Source organism: Agrobacterium sp. YIC 4121 (assembly GCF_002008205.1).
In the GTDB taxonomy this organism is placed as follows: domain Bacteria; phylum Pseudomonadota; class Alphaproteobacteria; order Rhizobiales; family Rhizobiaceae; genus Agrobacterium; species Agrobacterium leguminum.
On sequence record NZ_MRDI01000014.1, the window covers coordinates 1 to 14,783 of the forward strand.

The following is a 14,783-nucleotide window of genomic DNA, read 5'->3' on the forward strand; positions in this document are numbered from 1 at the left end:
GGTTGACGCCTACATCCCGACGCCTGAGCGTCCGATCGACCAGCCGTTCCTGATGCCGATCGAAGACGTGTTCTCGATCTCCGGCCGTGGTACGGTTGTGACGGGTCGCGTTGAGCGCGGTATCGTCAAGGTTGGTGAAGAAGTCGAAATCGTCGGCATCCGCCCGACCTCGAAGACGACGGTTACCGGCGTTGAAATGTTCCGCAAGCTGCTCGATCAGGGCCAGGCCGGCGACAACATCGGCGCACTGGTTCGCGGTGTTAACCGTGACGGCGTCGAGCGTGGTCAGATCCTGTGCAAGCCGGGTTCGGTTAAGCCGCACAAGAAGTTCAAGGCTGAAGCCTACATCCTGACGAAGGAAGAAGGCGGCCGTCATACGCCGTTCTTCACGAACTNGGGCCGTGGTACGGTTGTGACGGGTCGCGTTGAGCGCGGTATCGTCAAGGTTGGTGAAGAAGTCGAAATCGTCGGCATCCGTCCGACCTCGAAGACGACTGTTACCGGCGTTGAAATGTTCCGCAAGCTGCTCGACCAGGGCCAGGCCGGCGACAACATCGGCGCACTCGTTCGCGGTGTTAACCGTGACGGCGTCGAGCGTGGTCAGATCCTGTGCAAGCCGGGTTCGGTCAAGCCGCACAAGAAGTTCAAGGCTGAAGCCTACATCCTGACGAAGGAAGAAGGCGGCCGTCATACGCCGTTCTTCACGAACTACCGTCCGCAGTTCTACTTCCGCACGACGGACGTAACGGGCATCGTTACGCTTCCGGAAGGCACGGAAATGGTTATGCCTGGCGACAACGTGACCGTTGACGTCGAGCTGATCGTTCCGATCGCGATGGAAGAAAAGCTGCGCTTCGCTATCCGCGAAGGCGGCCGTACCGTCGGCGCTGGCATCGTNACGTCACCGTTGACGTCGAGCTGATCGTTCCGATCGCGATGGAAGAAAAGCTGCGCTTCGCTATCCGCGAAGGCGGCCGTACCGTCGGCGCTGGCATCGTTGCCTCGATCGTCGAGTAATTTCGACCTTTGAAATTCTGACTGGCGGCGGTGTGAACAACACCGCCGCCGGACTTTTGGTAAAAAGCCTGGCGGCGTTGCATTTTTAGTGCTTGAAAAATTCGGTGAAAGCGCGTAAACGCGCACTCACACTCACCGCTGGATTCGCAAGCGATTGCGAAACGCGGTGTTTTAGCAATACAGACAATTGAAATGATTGGGATGCGACAGCGCATTTCTCTCGATTTTTGAAAATCTGCGGCGCCACGATCAATAGAAGTTCATGTGTTTCCGCGTGCGGAAACGAATAACAAAGAACAAGGACAAGACGAATGAACGGCCAGAATATCCGTATCCGCCTCAAGGCGTTCGATCACCGGATCCTCGATGCCTCTACCCGTGAAATCGTGTCGACCGCAAAGCGCACCGGCGCCAGCGTTCGCGGCCCGGTTCCGCTCCCCACCCGCATCGAAAAGTTTACCGTCAACCGCTCTCCTCACGTTGATAAGAAGAGCCGTGAACAGTTCGAAATGCGGACGCACAAGCGTCTTCTCGATATCGTTGACCCCACCCCGCAGACTGTCGATGCTCTGATGAAGCTCGACCTCGCTGCTGGCGTTGATGTGGAAATCAAGCTCTAAGACCCGGCCCGATCCATTCAAGGTGAGGGCTGAAGTAACAAGGCCGGACTTCACCTTTGGGTGAGGGCCAATAACAAGGAAGGTACGTGGAGCAATCCAACGACTTCCAAACCGGAGACCGGAAACATCGTGAGATGTCGAAGGGCACTCCTTAACAAAGGCCAGAGAGGGTTTTCCCTTCAAGGCTCGCAAGAGGATGAACCAATGCGTTCAGGTGTGATTGCACAGAAAGTGGGTATGACACGCGTCTATAACGACGCAGGTGAACATATCCCCGTAACAGTATTGCGACTGGATAACGTACAAGTCGTTGCCCAGCGCACGGAAGACAAGAATGGCTACACCGCAGTTCAGCTCGGTGCCGGCCAGTCCAAGGTCAAGAACACGACGAAGGCGCTTCGCGGTCATTTTGCCGCTGCCAATGTCGAACCGAAAGCCAAGCTCGTCGAGTTCCGGGTTTCCCCCGAGAACCTGATCGACATCGGTGCAACACTGACCGCAAATCATTTTCAGTCCGGCCAGCTGGTCGACGTCACTGGAACCACGATCGGTAAAGGTTTTGCCGGTGCTATGAAGCGTCACAACTTCGGTGGTGGCCGCGCTTCGCACGGTAACTCCGTATCGCACCGTGCACACGGTTCGACCGGTAACAACCAGGATCCGGGCCGCGTCTGGAAGGGCAAGCGCATGGCTGGTCATATGGGCCAGACGCGCGTTACGACCCAGAACCTCGAAGTCGTTTCGACCGATGAAGACCGTGGCCTCATCCTCGTGAAGGGTGCAGTTCCCGGCTCGAAGGGTTCCTGGATCATCGTCCGCGACGCCGTCAAGTCGGCTGCGAAGTAAGGGAGCCTTATCATGGAATTGAACGTCAAGACCCTCGAGGGAAAAGACGCCGGCAAGGTTTCTCTGTCGGATGAGATCTTCGGCCTCGACCCCCGCCAGGACATCCTGGCCCGCATGGTTCGCTGGCAGCTTGCAAAGAAGCAGCAGGGAACCCACAAGTCCAAGAACCGGTCGGAAGTTTCCCGCACCGGCGCGAAGATGTACAAGCAGAAGGGTACGGGCCGCGCTCGTCACCATTCGGCTCGCGCACCGCAGTTCCGCGGCGGCGGCAAGGCCCACGGCCCGGTCGTTCGCAGCCATGCACACGATCTTCCGAAGAAGGTTCGTGCGCTCGCTCTGCGTCACGCCCTGTCTGCAAAGCTGAAGGCTGAAGAACTGATCATCGTCGATCAGCTCGTCGCGTCCGAAGCAAAGACCAAGGCTCTGCTGGGCAGCTTCGCTTCGCTTGGCCTGACCAACGCTCTCGTTATCGGCGGCGCTGAACTTGATGGCAACTTCAAGCTCGCTGCTCAGAACATCCCGAACGTGGACGTTCTGCCGGTTCAGGGCATCAATGTTTACGACATCCTGCGCCGTGGCAAGCTGGTGCTTTCCAAGGCTGCTGTAGAGGCTCTGGAGGAGCGGTTCAAATGACGGATCTTCGCCACTACGATGTGATCGTATCTCCTTCGATCACGGAAAAGTCGACGCTGGTATCCGAACAGAACCAGGTCGTATTCAACGTCGCCAAGAATGCTTCCAAGCCTGAAATCAAGGCTGCCGTGGAAGCTCTCTTCGGCGTCAAAGTCACGGCTGTGAACACGCTTATCCGCAAGGGTAAGACCCGTCGTTTCCGTGGATTCGCCGGTAAGCTGAAGGACGTCAAGAAAGCCGTCGTCACGCTCGCCGAAGGTCAATCCATCGACGTGTCCACCGGACTCTAAAGGTTAGGCCCAAGCGGGCAAAGACCCAAAAGGGAACAAGAAAATGGCATTGAAAAGTTTCAATCCGACCACGCCGAGCCAGCGCCAGCTGGTTATCGTGGACCGCGCTTCGCTCTACAAGGGCAAGCCGGTAAAGGCTCTCACCCAGGGCCTCAGCTCCAAGGGTGGCCGTAACAACCAGGGCCGGATCACCGTCCGTTTCCAGGGTGGCGGTCACAAGCGGACCTACCGTCTGGTTGACTTCAAGCGTCGCAAGTTCGACGTAGAGGGCACCGTTGAGCGTCTGGAATACGACCCCAACCGCACCGCGTTCATCGCGCTGGTTACGTATACCGACGGCGAACAGGCTTACATTCTCGCGCCACAGCGTCTCGCTGCCGGTGACAAGGTGATCGCCTCCGACAAGGCAGTGGACGTGAAGCCCGGCAACACCATGCCGCTTCAGTACATTCCGGTCGGTTCGATCATCCACAACGTCGAGATGAAGCCGGGCAAGGGCGGTCAGATCGCTCGCTCCGCCGGTACGTATGTCCAGCTCGTCGGCCGCGATGCCGGCATGGCCATCCTGCGTCTCAACTCGGGCGAACAGCGTCTGGTGCACGGCTCGTGCCTTGCATCGATCGGTGCTGTTTCGAACTCGGACCACGCCAACATCAACGACGGCAAGGCCGGTCGTTCCCGTTGGCGCGGCAAGCGTCCGCACGTTCGCGGCGTCGTCATGAACCCGGTCGACCACCCGCACGGTGGTGGTGAAGGTCGCACGTCGGGTGGTCGCCACCCGGTTACTCCGTGGGGCAAGCCCACGAAGGGCAAGCGCACCCGTTCGAACAAGTCGACCGACAAGTTCATCATGCGCTCGCGCCATCAGCGTAAGAAGTAAGAGAGGTAGTCACTAATGGCTCGTTCAGTATGGAAAGGTCCGTTTGTTGACGGCTATCTTCTCACCAAGGCTGAGAAGGTGCGCGAGAGCGGACGTAACGAAGTAATCAAGATCTGGAGCCGTCGCTCCACGATCCTGCCGCAGTTCGTTGGTCTGACCTTCGGCGTCTACAACGGCAGCAAGCATGTGCCCGTCTCCGTCAACGAAGACATGGTCGGACACAAGTTCGGTGAATTCTCTCCGACCCGTACCTATTACGGTCACGGCGCGGACAAGAAGGCAAAGAGGAAGTAATCATGGCGAAGGCTAAGACCGAACGCCGGCTGAAGGACAACGAGGCTCAGGCCGTTGCCCGTACGCTCCGCGTCAGCCCCCAGAAACTGAACCTGGTTGCCGCTCTTATCCGTGGCAAGAAGGTTGATCGCGCTCTCGCCGAGCTCGAATTCTCCCGCAAGCGCATTGCAGGCACCGTCAAGAAGACGCTGGAATCTGCGATTGCCAATGCGGAAAACAACCACGACCTCGACGTCGACGCTCTCGTCGTCGCCGAGGCCTATGTTGGCAAGTCCATCACCATGAAGCGTTTCCACGCTCGTGGCCGTGGTCGTGCTTCCCGCATCGAAAAGCCGTTCGCTCACCTCACGATCGTTGTTCGTGAAGTCGAGGAAAAAGGGGAGGCCGCATAATGGGTCAGAAAATCAATCCGATCGGCTTCCGCCTCGGCATCAACCGTACCTGGGATAGCCGCTGGTACGCTGACACCGCAGAATACGGCAAGCTGCTGCATGAAGACCTGAAGATCCGGGCTTACCTGATCAAGGAACTCAAGCAGGCCGGTATCGCAAAGGTCGTCATCGAGCGTCCGCACAAGAAGTGCCGCGTTACGATCCACTCGGCTCGTCCGGGTCTGATCATCGGCAAGAAGGGTGCGGACATCGAGAAGCTTCGCAAGAAGCTCTCCGAGATGACCAACTCCGAAACGCACCTCAACATCGTTGAAGTGCGCAAGCCGGAAATCGACGCGACGCTGGTTGCCCAGTCGATCGCTCAGCAGCTCGAGCGCCGCGTGGCTTTCCGCCGTGCGATGAAGCGTGCTGTTCAGTCCGCAATGCGTCTTGGCGCCGAAGGCATCAAGATCACCTGCGGCGGCCGTCTCGGCGGTGCAGAAATCGCTCGTACCGAATGGTACCGCGAAGGTCGCGTTCCGCTCCACACGCTGCGTGCGGACATCGACTACGGCACGGCTGAAGCTGAAACCGCATTCGGCATTTGCGGCATCAAGGTCTGGATCTTCAAGGGCGAAATCCTTGAGCACGATCCGATGGCTTCTGAGCGTCGCGGTCTCGAAGGCGACGCACAGGGCCCTGCAAGCCGTGAGCGTGGCGATCGTCCCGATCGTCGTCGCGAAAACGCTTGATTGACGCTGGCGAAAGATAAGCTCGGAGAAGTAAGAAAATGTTGCAGCCAAAGCGTACTAAGTACCGTAAGCAGTTCAAGGGACGCATCAAGGGCGTCGCCAAGGGCGGCTTTGACCTGGCATTCGGTGAATTCGGCTTGAAGTCGCAGGAACCGAACCGCGTGAATGCACGCGAGATCGAAGCGGCCCGCCGCGCGATCACGCGTTACATGAAGCGCGCAGGTCGCGTGTGGATCCGCGTATTCCCCGACGTTCCGGTCACGGCAAAGCCGACCGAAGTTCGTATGGGTAAGGGCAAGGGTTCGGTCGATTACTGGGCATGCAAGGTCAAGCCCGGTCGTATGATGTTCGAGATCGACGGTGTGTCCGAGGAGATCGCCCGTGAGGCGCTTCGTCTCGGCGCTGCCAAGCTCTCGGTCAAGACGCGCTTCGTACAGCGCATCGCAGAGTAAGGAGCAAGGCACATGAAAGCCGATGAAGTTCGCGGCCTCAGCGCCGACCAGCTCAAGGACAAGCTCGCCGATCTGAAGAAGGAGCAGTTCAACCTGCGCTTCCAGAAGGCAACTGGTCAGCTGGAGAAGTCCTCGCGCATCAACGAAGTCCGCAAGGATATCGCCCGCGTTAAAACCATTGCCCGCCAGAAGGCGGCAGAAGCCAAGGCCTAAGGAAGAATAATATGCCGAAACGCATTCTGCAGGGCGTCGTAGTGTCCGACAAGAACGAGAAGACTGTCGTAGTCCGGGTTGAGCGCCGATTCGCTCACCCGCTGCTTCAGAAGACCGTTCGTCGTTCGAAGAAGTACAAGGCACACGACGAAAACAATCAGTATAAGGTCGGCGATGTCGTTTCCATCGAGGAATGCGCACCGATCTCCAAGGACAAGCGCTGGACGGTCGTTTCCGCCCAGGCTTAATTTCATCAGAATCGCGCCAGGTGTCTTGCACTTGGCGCGAATTCCTGTATGAAGCACCGCAAGGACGCTCGTGAATCGAGCGTCTTTTGCTTTGATGCGCACGGAAGGTCCTTCGGGAAACCACCCTGTCACGACATTTCCGCGCAAAAAAAGAGATATTCATAAGCTGGGGCAGGGGGCTTACTCGGGAGAGTTTGCCCAACCGTTCCGGTAACAACAAGAAGGCGACCTGACATGATTCAGATGCAAACAAACCTCGACGTGGCGGATAATTCCGGCGCACGTCGTGTCATGTGCATCAAGGTGCTGGGCGGCTCGAAGCGCAAATATGCTTCTGTTGGCGACATTATTGTCGTTTCCATCAAGGAAGCTATTCCGCGCGGCCGCGTCAAGAAGGGCGACGTGATGAAGGCGGTTGTCGTGCGCACCGCCAAGGACATCCGCCGCGCTGACGGCAGCGTCATCCGTTTCGATAACAACGCAGCCGTTCTTATCGACAACAAGAAAGAGCCCATCGGCACCCGTATCTTCGGACCGGTTCCGCGCGAACTTCGCGCCAAGAACCACATGAAGATCATCTCGCTGGCTCCGGAAGTACTGTAAGGAGCAATTGCGATGCAGAAAATTCGTAAAGGCGACAAGGTTGTCGTATTGACCGGTAAGGACAAGGGCCGTACCGGCGAAGTAATCCAGGTTTTGCCGAAGGAAGATCGGGCCGTTGTGCGTGGCGTTAACATGGTGAAGCGTCACCAGCGCCAGACCCAGGCCCAGGAAGCCGGCATCATCAACAAGGAAGCATCCTTGCACATCTCCAACATCGCCATCGTCGACAAGGATGGCAAGCCGACCCGCGTTGGCTTCTCGGTTGTGGATGGCAAGAAGGTCCGCGTGGCCAAGCGTTCGGGAGAAGTGATCGATGGCTGATAAGTACGAGCCGCGTCTCAAGACGGAATACGTTTCCCGTATCCGTGGCGCCATGCAGGAGAAGTTCTCCTACGCAAACGTCATGATGATCCCGAAGCTTGAAAAGATCGTGATCAACATGGGCGTTGGCGAAGCGACTGCTGACTCCAAGAAGCCCACCATCGCTGCCGGTGACCTGGCTGCGATTGCCGGTCAGAAGCCGGTCGTTACCCGCGCTCGCAACTCGATCGCAGGTTTCAAGGTTCGCGAAGGCATGCCGATCGGTGCGAAGGTTACCCTTCGTGGCGCCCGCATGTACGAATTCCTTGATCGTCTGGTCAACATCGCGCTTCCGCGCGTTCGCGACTTCCGGGGCCTGAACCCGAAGAGCTTTGACGGCCGTGGCAACTTCGCCATGGGCATCAAGGAACACATTGTGTTCCCTGAGATCAACTACGATAAGGTTGATCAGATGTGGGGCATGGACATCATCGTTTGCACGACGGCGACGTCGGACGACGAAGCTCGGGCTCTGCTGACAGAGTTCAACTTCCCGTTCCGTCACTAACCGTAACGACGAGCGTAGAAAAGGAACTCCGATATGGCGAAAACAAGCGCAGTTGAAAAGAACAAGCGCCGCCGCAAGTCGGTCGCCCAGCAGGCCGCCAAGCGCGCCGCACTGAAGGCGATCGTGATGAACCAGTCCCTTCCGATCGAAGACCGGTTCAAGGCCACTCTGAAGCTCGCTTCGCTGCCGCGTGACGGTTCGAAGACGCGTATCCGCAACCGCTGCGAAGTAACGGGCCGTCCGCGCGCGTTCTATCGCAAGCTCAAGATGTCGCGTATCGCGCTTCGTGAGCTGGGCAATTCCGGCAAGGTGCCGGGCATTGTCAAGTCGAGCTGGTAAGGAGACGGGCACATGACCATGACTGATCCTTTGGGTGATATGCTCACCCGCATCCGCAATGGTGCTGCTCGCCGCAAGTCTTCGGTAAGCACGCCGGCTTCCAGCCTCCGCGCACGCGTTCTCGACGTGCTGCAGGCTGAAGGCTACATTCGCGGTTATTCCAAGGTCGATTTCGAAAACGGCAAGTCCGAATTCACGATCGAGCTGAAGTACTACGAAGGCGCGTCCGTGATCCGTGAGATCGGCCGCGTTTCCAAGCCGGGCCGCCGGGTTTATGTCTCGGTAAAGTCCATTCCGCAGGTCGCGAACGGCCTCGGCATCACCATCCTTTCGACCCCGAAGGGCGTGATGGCCGATCACCAGGCTCGCGAACAGAACGTTGGTGGCGAGGTTCTTTGCTCGGTCTTCTAAGACCCGAGCAAGGATCTCCATAACGAACAGACAGGATTGAATAATGTCTCGTATCGGTAAAAAGCCCGTTCCGGTTCCAGCAGGTGTGACGGCCAATGTCGACGGCCAGAAGGTTACTGCTAAGGGCCCGAAGGGTGAACTGTTTTTCGTCGCTAACGACGACATTCAGCTGAAGCTCGAAGATAACGGCGTTTCCGTAACGCCGGCTAACGGCACCAAGGAAGCTCGTTCGAAGTGGGGCATGTCCCGCACGATGATCGAGAACATCTTCAAGGGTGTTAAGGACGGCTATGAGCGCAAGCTCGAAATCAACGGCGTCGGTTACCGTGCCGCCATGCAGGGCAAGAACCTGCAGCTGGCTCTCGGCTTCTCCCACGACGTTGTTTACGAGCCGCCGGTCGGCATCACCATTGCCGTTCCGAAGCCCACGGAAATCATCGTTTCCGGCATCAACAAGCAGCAGGTTGGCCAGGTAGCCGCGGAAATCCGCGAATACCGCGGTCCCGAGCCCTACAAGGGCAAGGGCGTGAAGTACGCTGAAGAGCGTATTGTCCGCAAAGAAGGCAAGAAGAAGTAAGGATCACGCGAAATGGCTAGCAGGAAAGAAGCACTTGCACGTCGCGCGAGCCGCGTGCGCCGCCAGATCAAGGCGGTTGCCAACGGCCGCCCGCGCCTGTCGGTTCATCGCTCGTCGAAGAACATCTACGCCCAGATCATCGATGACGTTGCTGGCAAGACGCTTGCGTCTGCCTCCACGCTCGAAGCCGATCTGCGCGGGTCGCTCAAGACCGGCGCCGACGTTGCAGCAGCAACTGTTGTCGGCAAGCTGGTTGCCGAGCGTGGCGTCAAGGCTGGCGTCAAGGATGTCGTATTCGACCGTGGCGCGTTCATCTACCACGGCCGCATCAAGGCCCTGGCAGACGCTGCCCGCGAAGGCGGCCTGAACTTCTGAGTGCATGACCCTTTCGATTTTTTGAGATCGAAAGAAAGGATCATGCACCAACAAAGATGCTGCAGCGCTTTTCGCGCTGCAGCTTCCGCCCGGACAACGATCCGGGCGGAATTTCACCGGACCATGCGGATCTCTTCATCGGGGCCGCTGGTCTTTTCGTTTGCCGTTCCACCCGCAAAAGAAAAAGGACAAGGACAATGGCACAGGATAAAAGAGGTTCCCGCGAAGAGCGTCAGAACCGCGAAGAGCGCGATAGCGAATTCGTCGACAAGCTGGTCGCGATCAACCGCGTTGCAAAGGTTGTTAAGGGTGGCCGTCGCTTCGGCTTCGCCGCTCTCGTCGTCGTTGGCGACCAGAAGGGCCGCGTCGGCTTCGGTCACGGCAAGGCTCGTGAAGTTCCGGAAGCGATCCGCAAGGCAACCGAAAGCGCAAAGCGCGATCTGATCTTCGTTCCGCTGCGCGATGGCCGCACGCTGCACCACGACGTCAATGGCCGTCACGGCGCAGGCAAGGTTCTGCTGCGTTCGGCCAAGGCCGGTACCGGTATCATCGCCGGTGGTCCGATGCGCGCCGTTTTCGAAACGCTCGGCGTTCATGACGTTGTTGCCAAGTCGACCGGTTCTTCGAACCCGTACAACATGGTTCGCGCTACGTTCGACGCTCTGAAGCATCAGGTTCATCCGAAGGACATCGCTGCACAGCGCGGTCTGAAGTATGCGACCCTTCAGGCTCGTCGTGCCGCTTCCGGCAACGCTTCTGAAGAATAAGGAGCTGGATCATGGCCAAGAAGACTACTGAAGCCAAGAAGACTGTTACGGTCGAACAGATCGGCAGCCCCATTCGCCGCCCGGCAATCCAGCGCCAGACGCTGATCGGCCTGGGTCTCAACAAGATGCATCGTCAGCGCACCCTGGAAGACACTCCGGCGGTCCGCGGCATGATCCGTGCGGTCCAGCATCTCGTTCGCGTCGTTGACGAGAAGTGAGACGGAGTAACCTATCATGAAACTCAATGAAATCAGAGACAACGAAGGCGCCTCCAAGGATCGTATCCGCGTAGGTCGCGGTATCGGTTCCGGCAAGGGCAAGACCGGTGGTCGCGGTGTGAAGGGCCAGAAGGCTCGTTCGGGCGTCGCCATCAACGGCTTCGAAGGCGGTCAGATGCCAATCTACCGTCGTCTGCCGAAGCGCGGTTTCAATAACATCTTCGCTTCCGAATATGTTGTCGTATCGCTCGGCCGCATTCAGACCGCCATCGACGCCAAGAAGCTTGACGCTTCCGCAACGATCGATGCCGCTGCTCTCAAGGCTGCCGGCGTTATCCGCCGCGCCAAGGACGGCGTACGCATTCTCGCCGACGGCGAGCTGAAGGCCAAGGTCGCTTTCGAAGTTGCCGGCGCTTCCAAGCCCGCAATTGAAAAGATCGAAAAGGCTGGCGGTTCGATCAAGCTTCTCGCAGTTGCAGCAGAAGCCGCCGAGTAATATATAGACTTCAGACGCCCGGGGCTCGTCGCTCCGGGCGTTTGCGCTCCCTGGCCTATGGTGCTTTCGATCTAAATCGATTTATAGAGCATCAGGGCAATCTCTTCGCGGTGTGCTTACACGGCCCCGCTTGCGGCAGAAAGTGCTGCAGGGAGAGCCTCACAGTTCTTGAACTTCCGTAGGGGAGGGGATAGGACATAAAAAACAGGGTGAGGCATGATGGCGGCTCAGAGCCGCGTTTGTCCGAAGCCCGGTTTTGACCAGTATCTTTTAGACCTTTCCGCATCGGCCGGTTGCGCTGGCTGGCAAGGGTCATTCGGAGAAATTTATGGCTTCAGCAGCGGAACAACTGGCTTCGAACCTGAATTTTTCGACCTTCGCTAAGGCGGAGGATCTGAAAAAGCGTCTCTGGTTTACTCTTGCCGCACTTCTCGTCTACCGTCTCGGCACCCACATTCCGCTTCCGGGCCTGAACCCCGAAGCCTATGCGCAGGCCTTCCGTGGCCAAGCCAACGGTATTCTCGGTCTTTTCAACATGTTTGCGGGTGGCGCCGTCGAGCGCATGGCGATCTTCGCGCTCGGCATCATGCCTTACATCTCCGCTTCGATCATCGTGCAGCTCATGACCTCGGTCGTGCCCTCGCTCGAAGCGTTGAAGAAGGAAGGCGAAGCCGGCCGCAAGATCATCAACCAGTATACGCGCTACGGCACGGTGCTGCTCGGCACGCTGCAGGCCTATGGCATTGCGGTCGGCCTCGAAAGCGGTAACGGCCTCGTGGTCGATCCAGGCTGGTTCTTCCGCATTTCCACCGTCATCACGCTGCTCGGCGGCACGATGTTCCTGATGTGGCTGGGTGAGCAGATCACCTCGCGCGGTATCGGCAACGGTATTTCGCTGATCATCTTCGCGGGCATCGCCGCAGGCCTGCCCAAGGCTCTGGCCGGCACGCTGGAACTCGGCCGTACCGGTGCGCTTTCCACCCCGCTCATCCTGACGGTCGTTGTGGTCGCCATCGGCGTCATCGCGCTCATCGTCTTCGTGGAGCGCGCGCAGCGCCGTCTGTTGATCCAATATCCGAAGCGACAGGTCGGCAATCGCATGTTCCAGGGCGATACCTCGCATCTGCCGCTGAAGCTCAATACGGCCGGCGTCATTCCCGCGATTTTCGCATCGTCGCTGCTGCTGCTGCCGGCAACGGCTGCGGGTTTTGCCGGAAACACCAACCTGCCGGGCTGGGCAACCTCGATCATCGCGTCGCTGCAGCACGGACAGCCGCTGTTCATGGCGCTCTACGGCCTGCTGATCGCGTTCTTCGCGTTTTTCTATACGGCGATCGTCTTCAATCCGAAGGACACCGCAGATAACCTCAAGAAGCATGGTGGCTTCATTCCGGGCATCCGTCCGGGCGAGCGCACCGCGGAGTACATCGATTACGTCTTGACCCGCATCACCGTGGTCGGCGCGATTTATCTTGTCTTCGTCTGTATCCTTCCTGAGACACTTATCGCACGCACGGGCATTCCATTAGCCCTTGGTGGTACTTCGCTTTTGATCGTTGTCAGTGTAACTCTGGATACGGTTGCGCAAATTCAGGGCCACCTGATCGCGCAGCAGTATGAAGGGCTGATCAAGAAGTCGAAGTTGCGTGGAGGAAAGAGGGGACGATGAGACTGATATTTTTGGGTCCGCCGGGTGCGGGCAAGGGAACCCAGGCCAAGCGGCTGACGGACAAGTACGGGATCCCGCAGCTTTCCACCGGTGACATGCTTCGCGCTGCGGTCAGCGCGGGCACCGAAATCGGCAAACGCGCCAAGGCCGTCATGGACGCCGGCGGGCTTGTTTCCGACGATATCGTCAATCAGATCGTTTCCGAACGCATCGAAGCACCGGACTGTGCCAAGGGCTTTATTCTCGACGGCTATCCGCGCACCGTTCCGCAGGCCAAGGCGCTTGCCGAGAACATGCGCAAGAAGAATCTGGTCCTCGATGCCGTCATTGAACTCAAGGTGGACGAAGAGGCGTTGATTCGCCGAATCGAAAACCGCGTGGCTGAAACCATTGCCGCCGGCGGTACGGTTCGCTCGGATGACAATCCGGAAGCGTTCCGCAAGCGCCTGACGGAATATCGCGAGAAGACCGCGCCGCTGTCCGCCTATTACAGCGAACAGGGCGAGCTCGTGACGCTGGATGGCATGGCTGACGTCGATGCCGTCACCGAGGCTATCGAACGCGTTCTCGAGAAAGCCTCCGCCTGATCGACGGAGCGGATGGGCGAGGCTGTTGCGCTCTTGCCCATATCTCGCCTCCGCATGGCGGCAGATCCTTTGGATCGTAAAAGAATCTTGGCGGAGCCGGTTGCTTTTTTGCGCTGATTCCGTTAAACACCGCGCCAACTCGCGACATCCCAAGCGACTGGCGCGGATTTCCCTAAGGGAAGGGAGATCCGGGTTCGGTCGTTTTGACTTGTCACGGACACCAATTTGAACTGGCGGTCTTGTCGGCCGCTCGAATGGAATCACCACTTGCCGGATGGCAACTGGAACCAAGGAGAAGAGACGTGGCACGTATCGCTGGCGTCAACATCCCGACCGCGAAGCGCGTTGTTATTGCGCTGACCTACATTCACGGGATCGGTCCGAAATTCGCGCAGGAAATCATGGACAAGGTCGGTCTTCCGGCTGAGAAGCGCGTTCATCAGCTGACGGATGCTGAAGTTCTTCAGATCCGCGAAGCCATCGACCGCGACTACCAGGTCGAAGGTGACCTGCGTCGTGAGACCTCGATGAACATCAAGCGTCTGATGGACCTCGGTTGCTACCGCGGCCTGCGTCACCGTCGTGGCCTTCCGGTCCGCGGTCAGCGCACGCACACCAACGCCCGCACCCGCAAGGGTCCGGCGAAGGCTATCGCTGGTAAGAAGAAGTAATTTTCCGGTTCTCCGGAAAGGGGAGGCTGGTGCAGTCCGCGCCAGCCTTTCTGAGTTTGGCGTGAAGCCCCGATGGGGTTGATCGCCGGTGTAGCCGCTGGTGTTACGGCGGTGAAGAGATCAATGAAAGGTATAAAATGGCCAAGGAAGCCGCACGTATTCGCCGTCGCGAACGTAAGAACATCACGTCGGGCGTCGCGCACGTTAACTCGACCTTCAACAACACGATGATCACCATCACCGACGCACAGGGCAACGCCATTGCCTGGTCGTCCGCTGGTGCCAAGGGCTTCAAGGGTTCGCGCAAGTCGACCCCGTTCGCTGCCCAGATCGCTGCTGAAGATTGCGCGAAGAAGGCTCAGGAACACGGCATGAAGTCGCTTGAAGTTGAAGTTTGCGGTCCGGGTTCCGGCCGTGAATCGGCACTTCGCGCCCTGCAGGCTGCCGGTTTCATGATCACTTCCATTCGCGACGTGACGCCGATCCCGCACAACGGTTGCCGTCCGCGCAAGAAGCGCCGCGTCTGACGCGACCGTGGTTCGGAAATTCCGCCTTACCTCAGGTCTGGCGGAATTTTCGTGTATCT

At 58.4% G+C, this 14,783-nt stretch carries 26 protein-coding genes and 1 pseudogene; all 27 read left to right on the top strand.

The window, feature by feature from the left end:
- Positions 1–922: EF-Tu/IF-2/RF-3 family GTPase (locus BTE54_RS25275; protein WP_280940559.1), on the top strand; the 922-nt coding region annotated here is incomplete at its 5' end.
- A pseudogene (gene tuf / locus BTE54_RS25415) lies at positions 901–1,017 on the top strand (elongation factor Tu); the annotation flags it as partial. The gene BTE54_RS25275 and the pseudogene tuf, both read left to right, overlap by 22 nt.
- Positions 1,018–1,328: 311 nt before the next feature.
- On the top strand, positions 1,329–1,637 hold the full coding sequence (gene rpsJ, locus BTE54_RS13020; RefSeq protein WP_003507767.1) for a 30S ribosomal protein S10: 309 nt from the start codon (positions 1,329–1,331) through the stop codon (positions 1,635–1,637).
- Between the two features lie 204 nt (positions 1,638–1,841).
- Complete coding sequence (gene rplC, locus BTE54_RS13025; protein WP_003507769.1) at positions 1,842–2,483, top strand: 50S ribosomal protein L3; 642 nt, start codon at positions 1,842–1,844, stop codon at positions 2,481–2,483.
- A 12-nt stretch (positions 2,484–2,495) separates the two neighbouring features.
- Positions 2,496–3,116 carry a 50S ribosomal protein L4 gene (rplD, locus tag BTE54_RS13030; RefSeq protein ID WP_003495173.1) on the top strand — a complete coding sequence of 207 codons (621 nt, stop codon included), beginning with the start codon at positions 2,496–2,498 and terminating at the stop codon, positions 3,114–3,116.
- On the top strand, positions 3,113–3,406 hold the full coding sequence (locus BTE54_RS13035; RefSeq protein ID WP_003521003.1) for a 50S ribosomal protein L23: 294 nt from the start codon (positions 3,113–3,115) through the stop codon (positions 3,404–3,406). The genes rplD and BTE54_RS13035 overlap by 4 nt, the downstream gene beginning before the upstream one ends.
- A gap of 43 nt (positions 3,407–3,449) precedes the next feature.
- Positions 3,450–4,286 (top strand): 50S ribosomal protein L2, encoded by an 837-nt coding sequence (gene rplB / locus BTE54_RS13040; protein WP_003521004.1) that lies wholly within the window; start codon positions 3,450–3,452, stop codon positions 4,284–4,286.
- A gap of 15 nt (positions 4,287–4,301) precedes the next feature.
- The gene (gene rpsS, locus BTE54_RS13045; RefSeq protein ID WP_003507772.1) at positions 4,302–4,580 is read left to right on the top strand and encodes a 30S ribosomal protein S19; all 279 of its coding nucleotides are present in this window, start codon (positions 4,302–4,304) and stop codon (positions 4,578–4,580) included.
- A gap of 2 nt (positions 4,581–4,582) precedes the next feature.
- A complete protein-coding gene (rplV, locus tag BTE54_RS13050) occupies positions 4,583–4,972 on the top strand; it encodes a 50S ribosomal protein L22 (RefSeq protein ID WP_003521005.1) in 390 nt (129 codons plus the stop codon).
- Positions 4,972–5,703 (top strand): 30S ribosomal protein S3, encoded by a 732-nt coding sequence (gene rpsC, locus BTE54_RS13055; RefSeq protein WP_003495188.1) that lies wholly within the window; start codon positions 4,972–4,974, stop codon positions 5,701–5,703. Before rplV ends, rpsC begins: the two co-directional genes overlap by 1 nt.
- 38 nt (positions 5,704–5,741) lie before the next feature.
- Entirely contained in the window at positions 5,742–6,155 is a 414-nt protein-coding gene (rplP, locus tag BTE54_RS13060) for a 50S ribosomal protein L16 (protein ID WP_003495190.1), read from the top strand.
- Positions 6,156–6,167: 12 nt separating this feature from the next.
- Positions 6,168–6,368, top strand: a complete 201-nt coding sequence (gene rpmC / locus BTE54_RS13065; RefSeq protein ID WP_003495193.1) for a 50S ribosomal protein L29 — start codon at positions 6,168–6,170, stop codon at positions 6,366–6,368.
- A gap of 11 nt (positions 6,369–6,379) precedes the next feature.
- Positions 6,380–6,616 carry a 30S ribosomal protein S17 gene (gene rpsQ, locus BTE54_RS13070; RefSeq protein ID WP_003495195.1) on the top strand — a complete coding sequence of 79 codons (237 nt, stop codon included), beginning with the start codon at positions 6,380–6,382 and terminating at the stop codon, positions 6,614–6,616.
- 234 nt (positions 6,617–6,850) lie between these two features.
- Positions 6,851–7,219 carry a 50S ribosomal protein L14 gene (rplN, locus tag BTE54_RS13075; RefSeq protein WP_003495199.1) on the top strand — a complete coding sequence of 123 codons (369 nt, stop codon included), beginning with the start codon at positions 6,851–6,853 and terminating at the stop codon, positions 7,217–7,219.
- A 12-nt stretch (positions 7,220–7,231) separates the two neighbouring features.
- Positions 7,232–7,540 (top strand): 50S ribosomal protein L24, encoded by a 309-nt coding sequence (gene rplX, locus BTE54_RS13080; protein WP_003521006.1) that lies wholly within the window; start codon positions 7,232–7,234, stop codon positions 7,538–7,540.
- Complete coding sequence (rplE, locus tag BTE54_RS13085) at positions 7,533–8,087, top strand: 50S ribosomal protein L5 (protein WP_003495201.1); 555 nt, start codon at positions 7,533–7,535, stop codon at positions 8,085–8,087. The genes rplX and rplE overlap by 8 nt, the downstream gene beginning before the upstream one ends.
- A gap of 33 nt (positions 8,088–8,120) precedes the next feature.
- A complete protein-coding gene (rpsN, locus tag BTE54_RS13090) occupies positions 8,121–8,426 on the top strand; it encodes a 30S ribosomal protein S14 (RefSeq protein WP_003507785.1) in 306 nt (101 codons plus the stop codon).
- A gap of 12 nt (positions 8,427–8,438) precedes the next feature.
- The gene (gene rpsH, locus BTE54_RS13095; protein ID WP_003521007.1) at positions 8,439–8,837 is read left to right on the top strand and encodes a 30S ribosomal protein S8; all 399 of its coding nucleotides are present in this window, start codon (positions 8,439–8,441) and stop codon (positions 8,835–8,837) included.
- 43 nt (positions 8,838–8,880) lie between these two features.
- The gene (gene rplF, locus BTE54_RS13100; RefSeq protein WP_003495204.1) at positions 8,881–9,414 is read left to right on the top strand and encodes a 50S ribosomal protein L6; all 534 of its coding nucleotides are present in this window, start codon (positions 8,881–8,883) and stop codon (positions 9,412–9,414) included.
- Positions 9,415–9,426: 12 nt separating this feature from the next.
- Positions 9,427–9,789: a 50S ribosomal protein L18 gene (gene rplR / locus BTE54_RS13105; protein WP_003521008.1), complete on the top strand. Its 363-nt coding sequence runs from the start codon at positions 9,427–9,429 to the stop codon at positions 9,787–9,789.
- A gap of 197 nt (positions 9,790–9,986) precedes the next feature.
- Positions 9,987–10,556 (top strand): 30S ribosomal protein S5, encoded by a 570-nt coding sequence (rpsE, locus tag BTE54_RS13110; RefSeq protein WP_004442585.1) that lies wholly within the window; start codon positions 9,987–9,989, stop codon positions 10,554–10,556.
- A gap of 11 nt (positions 10,557–10,567) precedes the next feature.
- Positions 10,568–10,774 carry a 50S ribosomal protein L30 gene (gene rpmD / locus BTE54_RS13115; protein WP_020812287.1) on the top strand — a complete coding sequence of 69 codons (207 nt, stop codon included), beginning with the start codon at positions 10,568–10,570 and terminating at the stop codon, positions 10,772–10,774.
- 16 nt (positions 10,775–10,790) lie between these two features.
- Entirely contained in the window at positions 10,791–11,270 is a 480-nt protein-coding gene (gene rplO, locus BTE54_RS13120; protein ID WP_003521009.1) for a 50S ribosomal protein L15, read from the top strand.
- Positions 11,271–11,598: 328 nt separating this feature from the next.
- Positions 11,599–12,939, top strand: coding sequence for a preprotein translocase subunit SecY (gene secY / locus BTE54_RS13125; RefSeq protein ID WP_003521010.1), 1,341 nt, complete (start codon positions 11,599–11,601; stop codon positions 12,937–12,939).
- Entirely contained in the window at positions 12,936–13,526 is a 591-nt protein-coding gene (locus BTE54_RS13130; RefSeq protein WP_003521011.1) for an adenylate kinase, read from the top strand. Before secY ends, BTE54_RS13130 begins: the two co-directional genes overlap by 4 nt.
- Before the next feature lie 302 nt (positions 13,527–13,828).
- Positions 13,829–14,197, top strand: a complete 369-nt coding sequence (gene rpsM / locus BTE54_RS13135) for a 30S ribosomal protein S13 (RefSeq protein ID WP_035263425.1) — start codon at positions 13,829–13,831, stop codon at positions 14,195–14,197.
- 137 nt (positions 14,198–14,334) lie between these two features.
- On the top strand, positions 14,335–14,724 hold the full coding sequence (rpsK, locus tag BTE54_RS13140; RefSeq protein WP_003521013.1) for a 30S ribosomal protein S11: 390 nt from the start codon (positions 14,335–14,337) through the stop codon (positions 14,722–14,724).
- The last annotated feature ends 59 nt before the right edge of the window (positions 14,725–14,783 follow it).

Coding starts and splice junctions, on each gene's coding strand:
- rpsJ (WP_003507767.1), top strand. CDS start 1,329: ATGAACGGCCAGAATATCCGTATCCGCCTCAAGGCGTTCGATCACCGG.
- rplC (WP_003507769.1), top strand. CDS start 1,842: ATGCGTTCAGGTGTGATTGCACAGAAAGTGGGTATGACACGCGTCTAT.
- rplD (WP_003495173.1), top strand. CDS start 2,496: ATGGAATTGAACGTCAAGACCCTCGAGGGAAAAGACGCCGGCAAGGTT.
- BTE54_RS13035 (WP_003521003.1), top strand. CDS start 3,113: ATGACGGATCTTCGCCACTACGATGTGATCGTATCTCCTTCGATCACG.
- rplB (WP_003521004.1), top strand. CDS start 3,450: ATGGCATTGAAAAGTTTCAATCCGACCACGCCGAGCCAGCGCCAGCTG.
- rpsS (WP_003507772.1), top strand. CDS start 4,302: ATGGCTCGTTCAGTATGGAAAGGTCCGTTTGTTGACGGCTATCTTCTC.
- rplV (WP_003521005.1), top strand. CDS start 4,583: ATGGCGAAGGCTAAGACCGAACGCCGGCTGAAGGACAACGAGGCTCAG.
- rpsC (WP_003495188.1), top strand. CDS start 4,972: ATGGGTCAGAAAATCAATCCGATCGGCTTCCGCCTCGGCATCAACCGT.
- rplP (WP_003495190.1), top strand. CDS start 5,742: ATGTTGCAGCCAAAGCGTACTAAGTACCGTAAGCAGTTCAAGGGACGC.
- rpmC (WP_003495193.1), top strand. CDS start 6,168: ATGAAAGCCGATGAAGTTCGCGGCCTCAGCGCCGACCAGCTCAAGGAC.
- rpsQ (WP_003495195.1), top strand. CDS start 6,380: ATGCCGAAACGCATTCTGCAGGGCGTCGTAGTGTCCGACAAGAACGAG.
- rplN (WP_003495199.1), top strand. CDS start 6,851: ATGATTCAGATGCAAACAAACCTCGACGTGGCGGATAATTCCGGCGCA.
- rplX (WP_003521006.1), top strand. CDS start 7,232: ATGCAGAAAATTCGTAAAGGCGACAAGGTTGTCGTATTGACCGGTAAG.
- rplE (WP_003495201.1), top strand. CDS start 7,533: ATGGCTGATAAGTACGAGCCGCGTCTCAAGACGGAATACGTTTCCCGT.
- rpsN (WP_003507785.1), top strand. CDS start 8,121: ATGGCGAAAACAAGCGCAGTTGAAAAGAACAAGCGCCGCCGCAAGTCG.
- rpsH (WP_003521007.1), top strand. CDS start 8,439: ATGACCATGACTGATCCTTTGGGTGATATGCTCACCCGCATCCGCAAT.
- rplF (WP_003495204.1), top strand. CDS start 8,881: ATGTCTCGTATCGGTAAAAAGCCCGTTCCGGTTCCAGCAGGTGTGACG.
- rplR (WP_003521008.1), top strand. CDS start 9,427: ATGGCTAGCAGGAAAGAAGCACTTGCACGTCGCGCGAGCCGCGTGCGC.
- rpsE (WP_004442585.1), top strand. CDS start 9,987: ATGGCACAGGATAAAAGAGGTTCCCGCGAAGAGCGTCAGAACCGCGAA.
- rpmD (WP_020812287.1), top strand. CDS start 10,568: ATGGCCAAGAAGACTACTGAAGCCAAGAAGACTGTTACGGTCGAACAG.
- rplO (WP_003521009.1), top strand. CDS start 10,791: ATGAAACTCAATGAAATCAGAGACAACGAAGGCGCCTCCAAGGATCGT.
- secY (WP_003521010.1), top strand. CDS start 11,599: ATGGCTTCAGCAGCGGAACAACTGGCTTCGAACCTGAATTTTTCGACC.
- BTE54_RS13130 (WP_003521011.1), top strand. CDS start 12,936: ATGAGACTGATATTTTTGGGTCCGCCGGGTGCGGGCAAGGGAACCCAG.
- rpsK (WP_003521013.1), top strand. CDS start 14,335: ATGGCCAAGGAAGCCGCACGTATTCGCCGTCGCGAACGTAAGAACATC.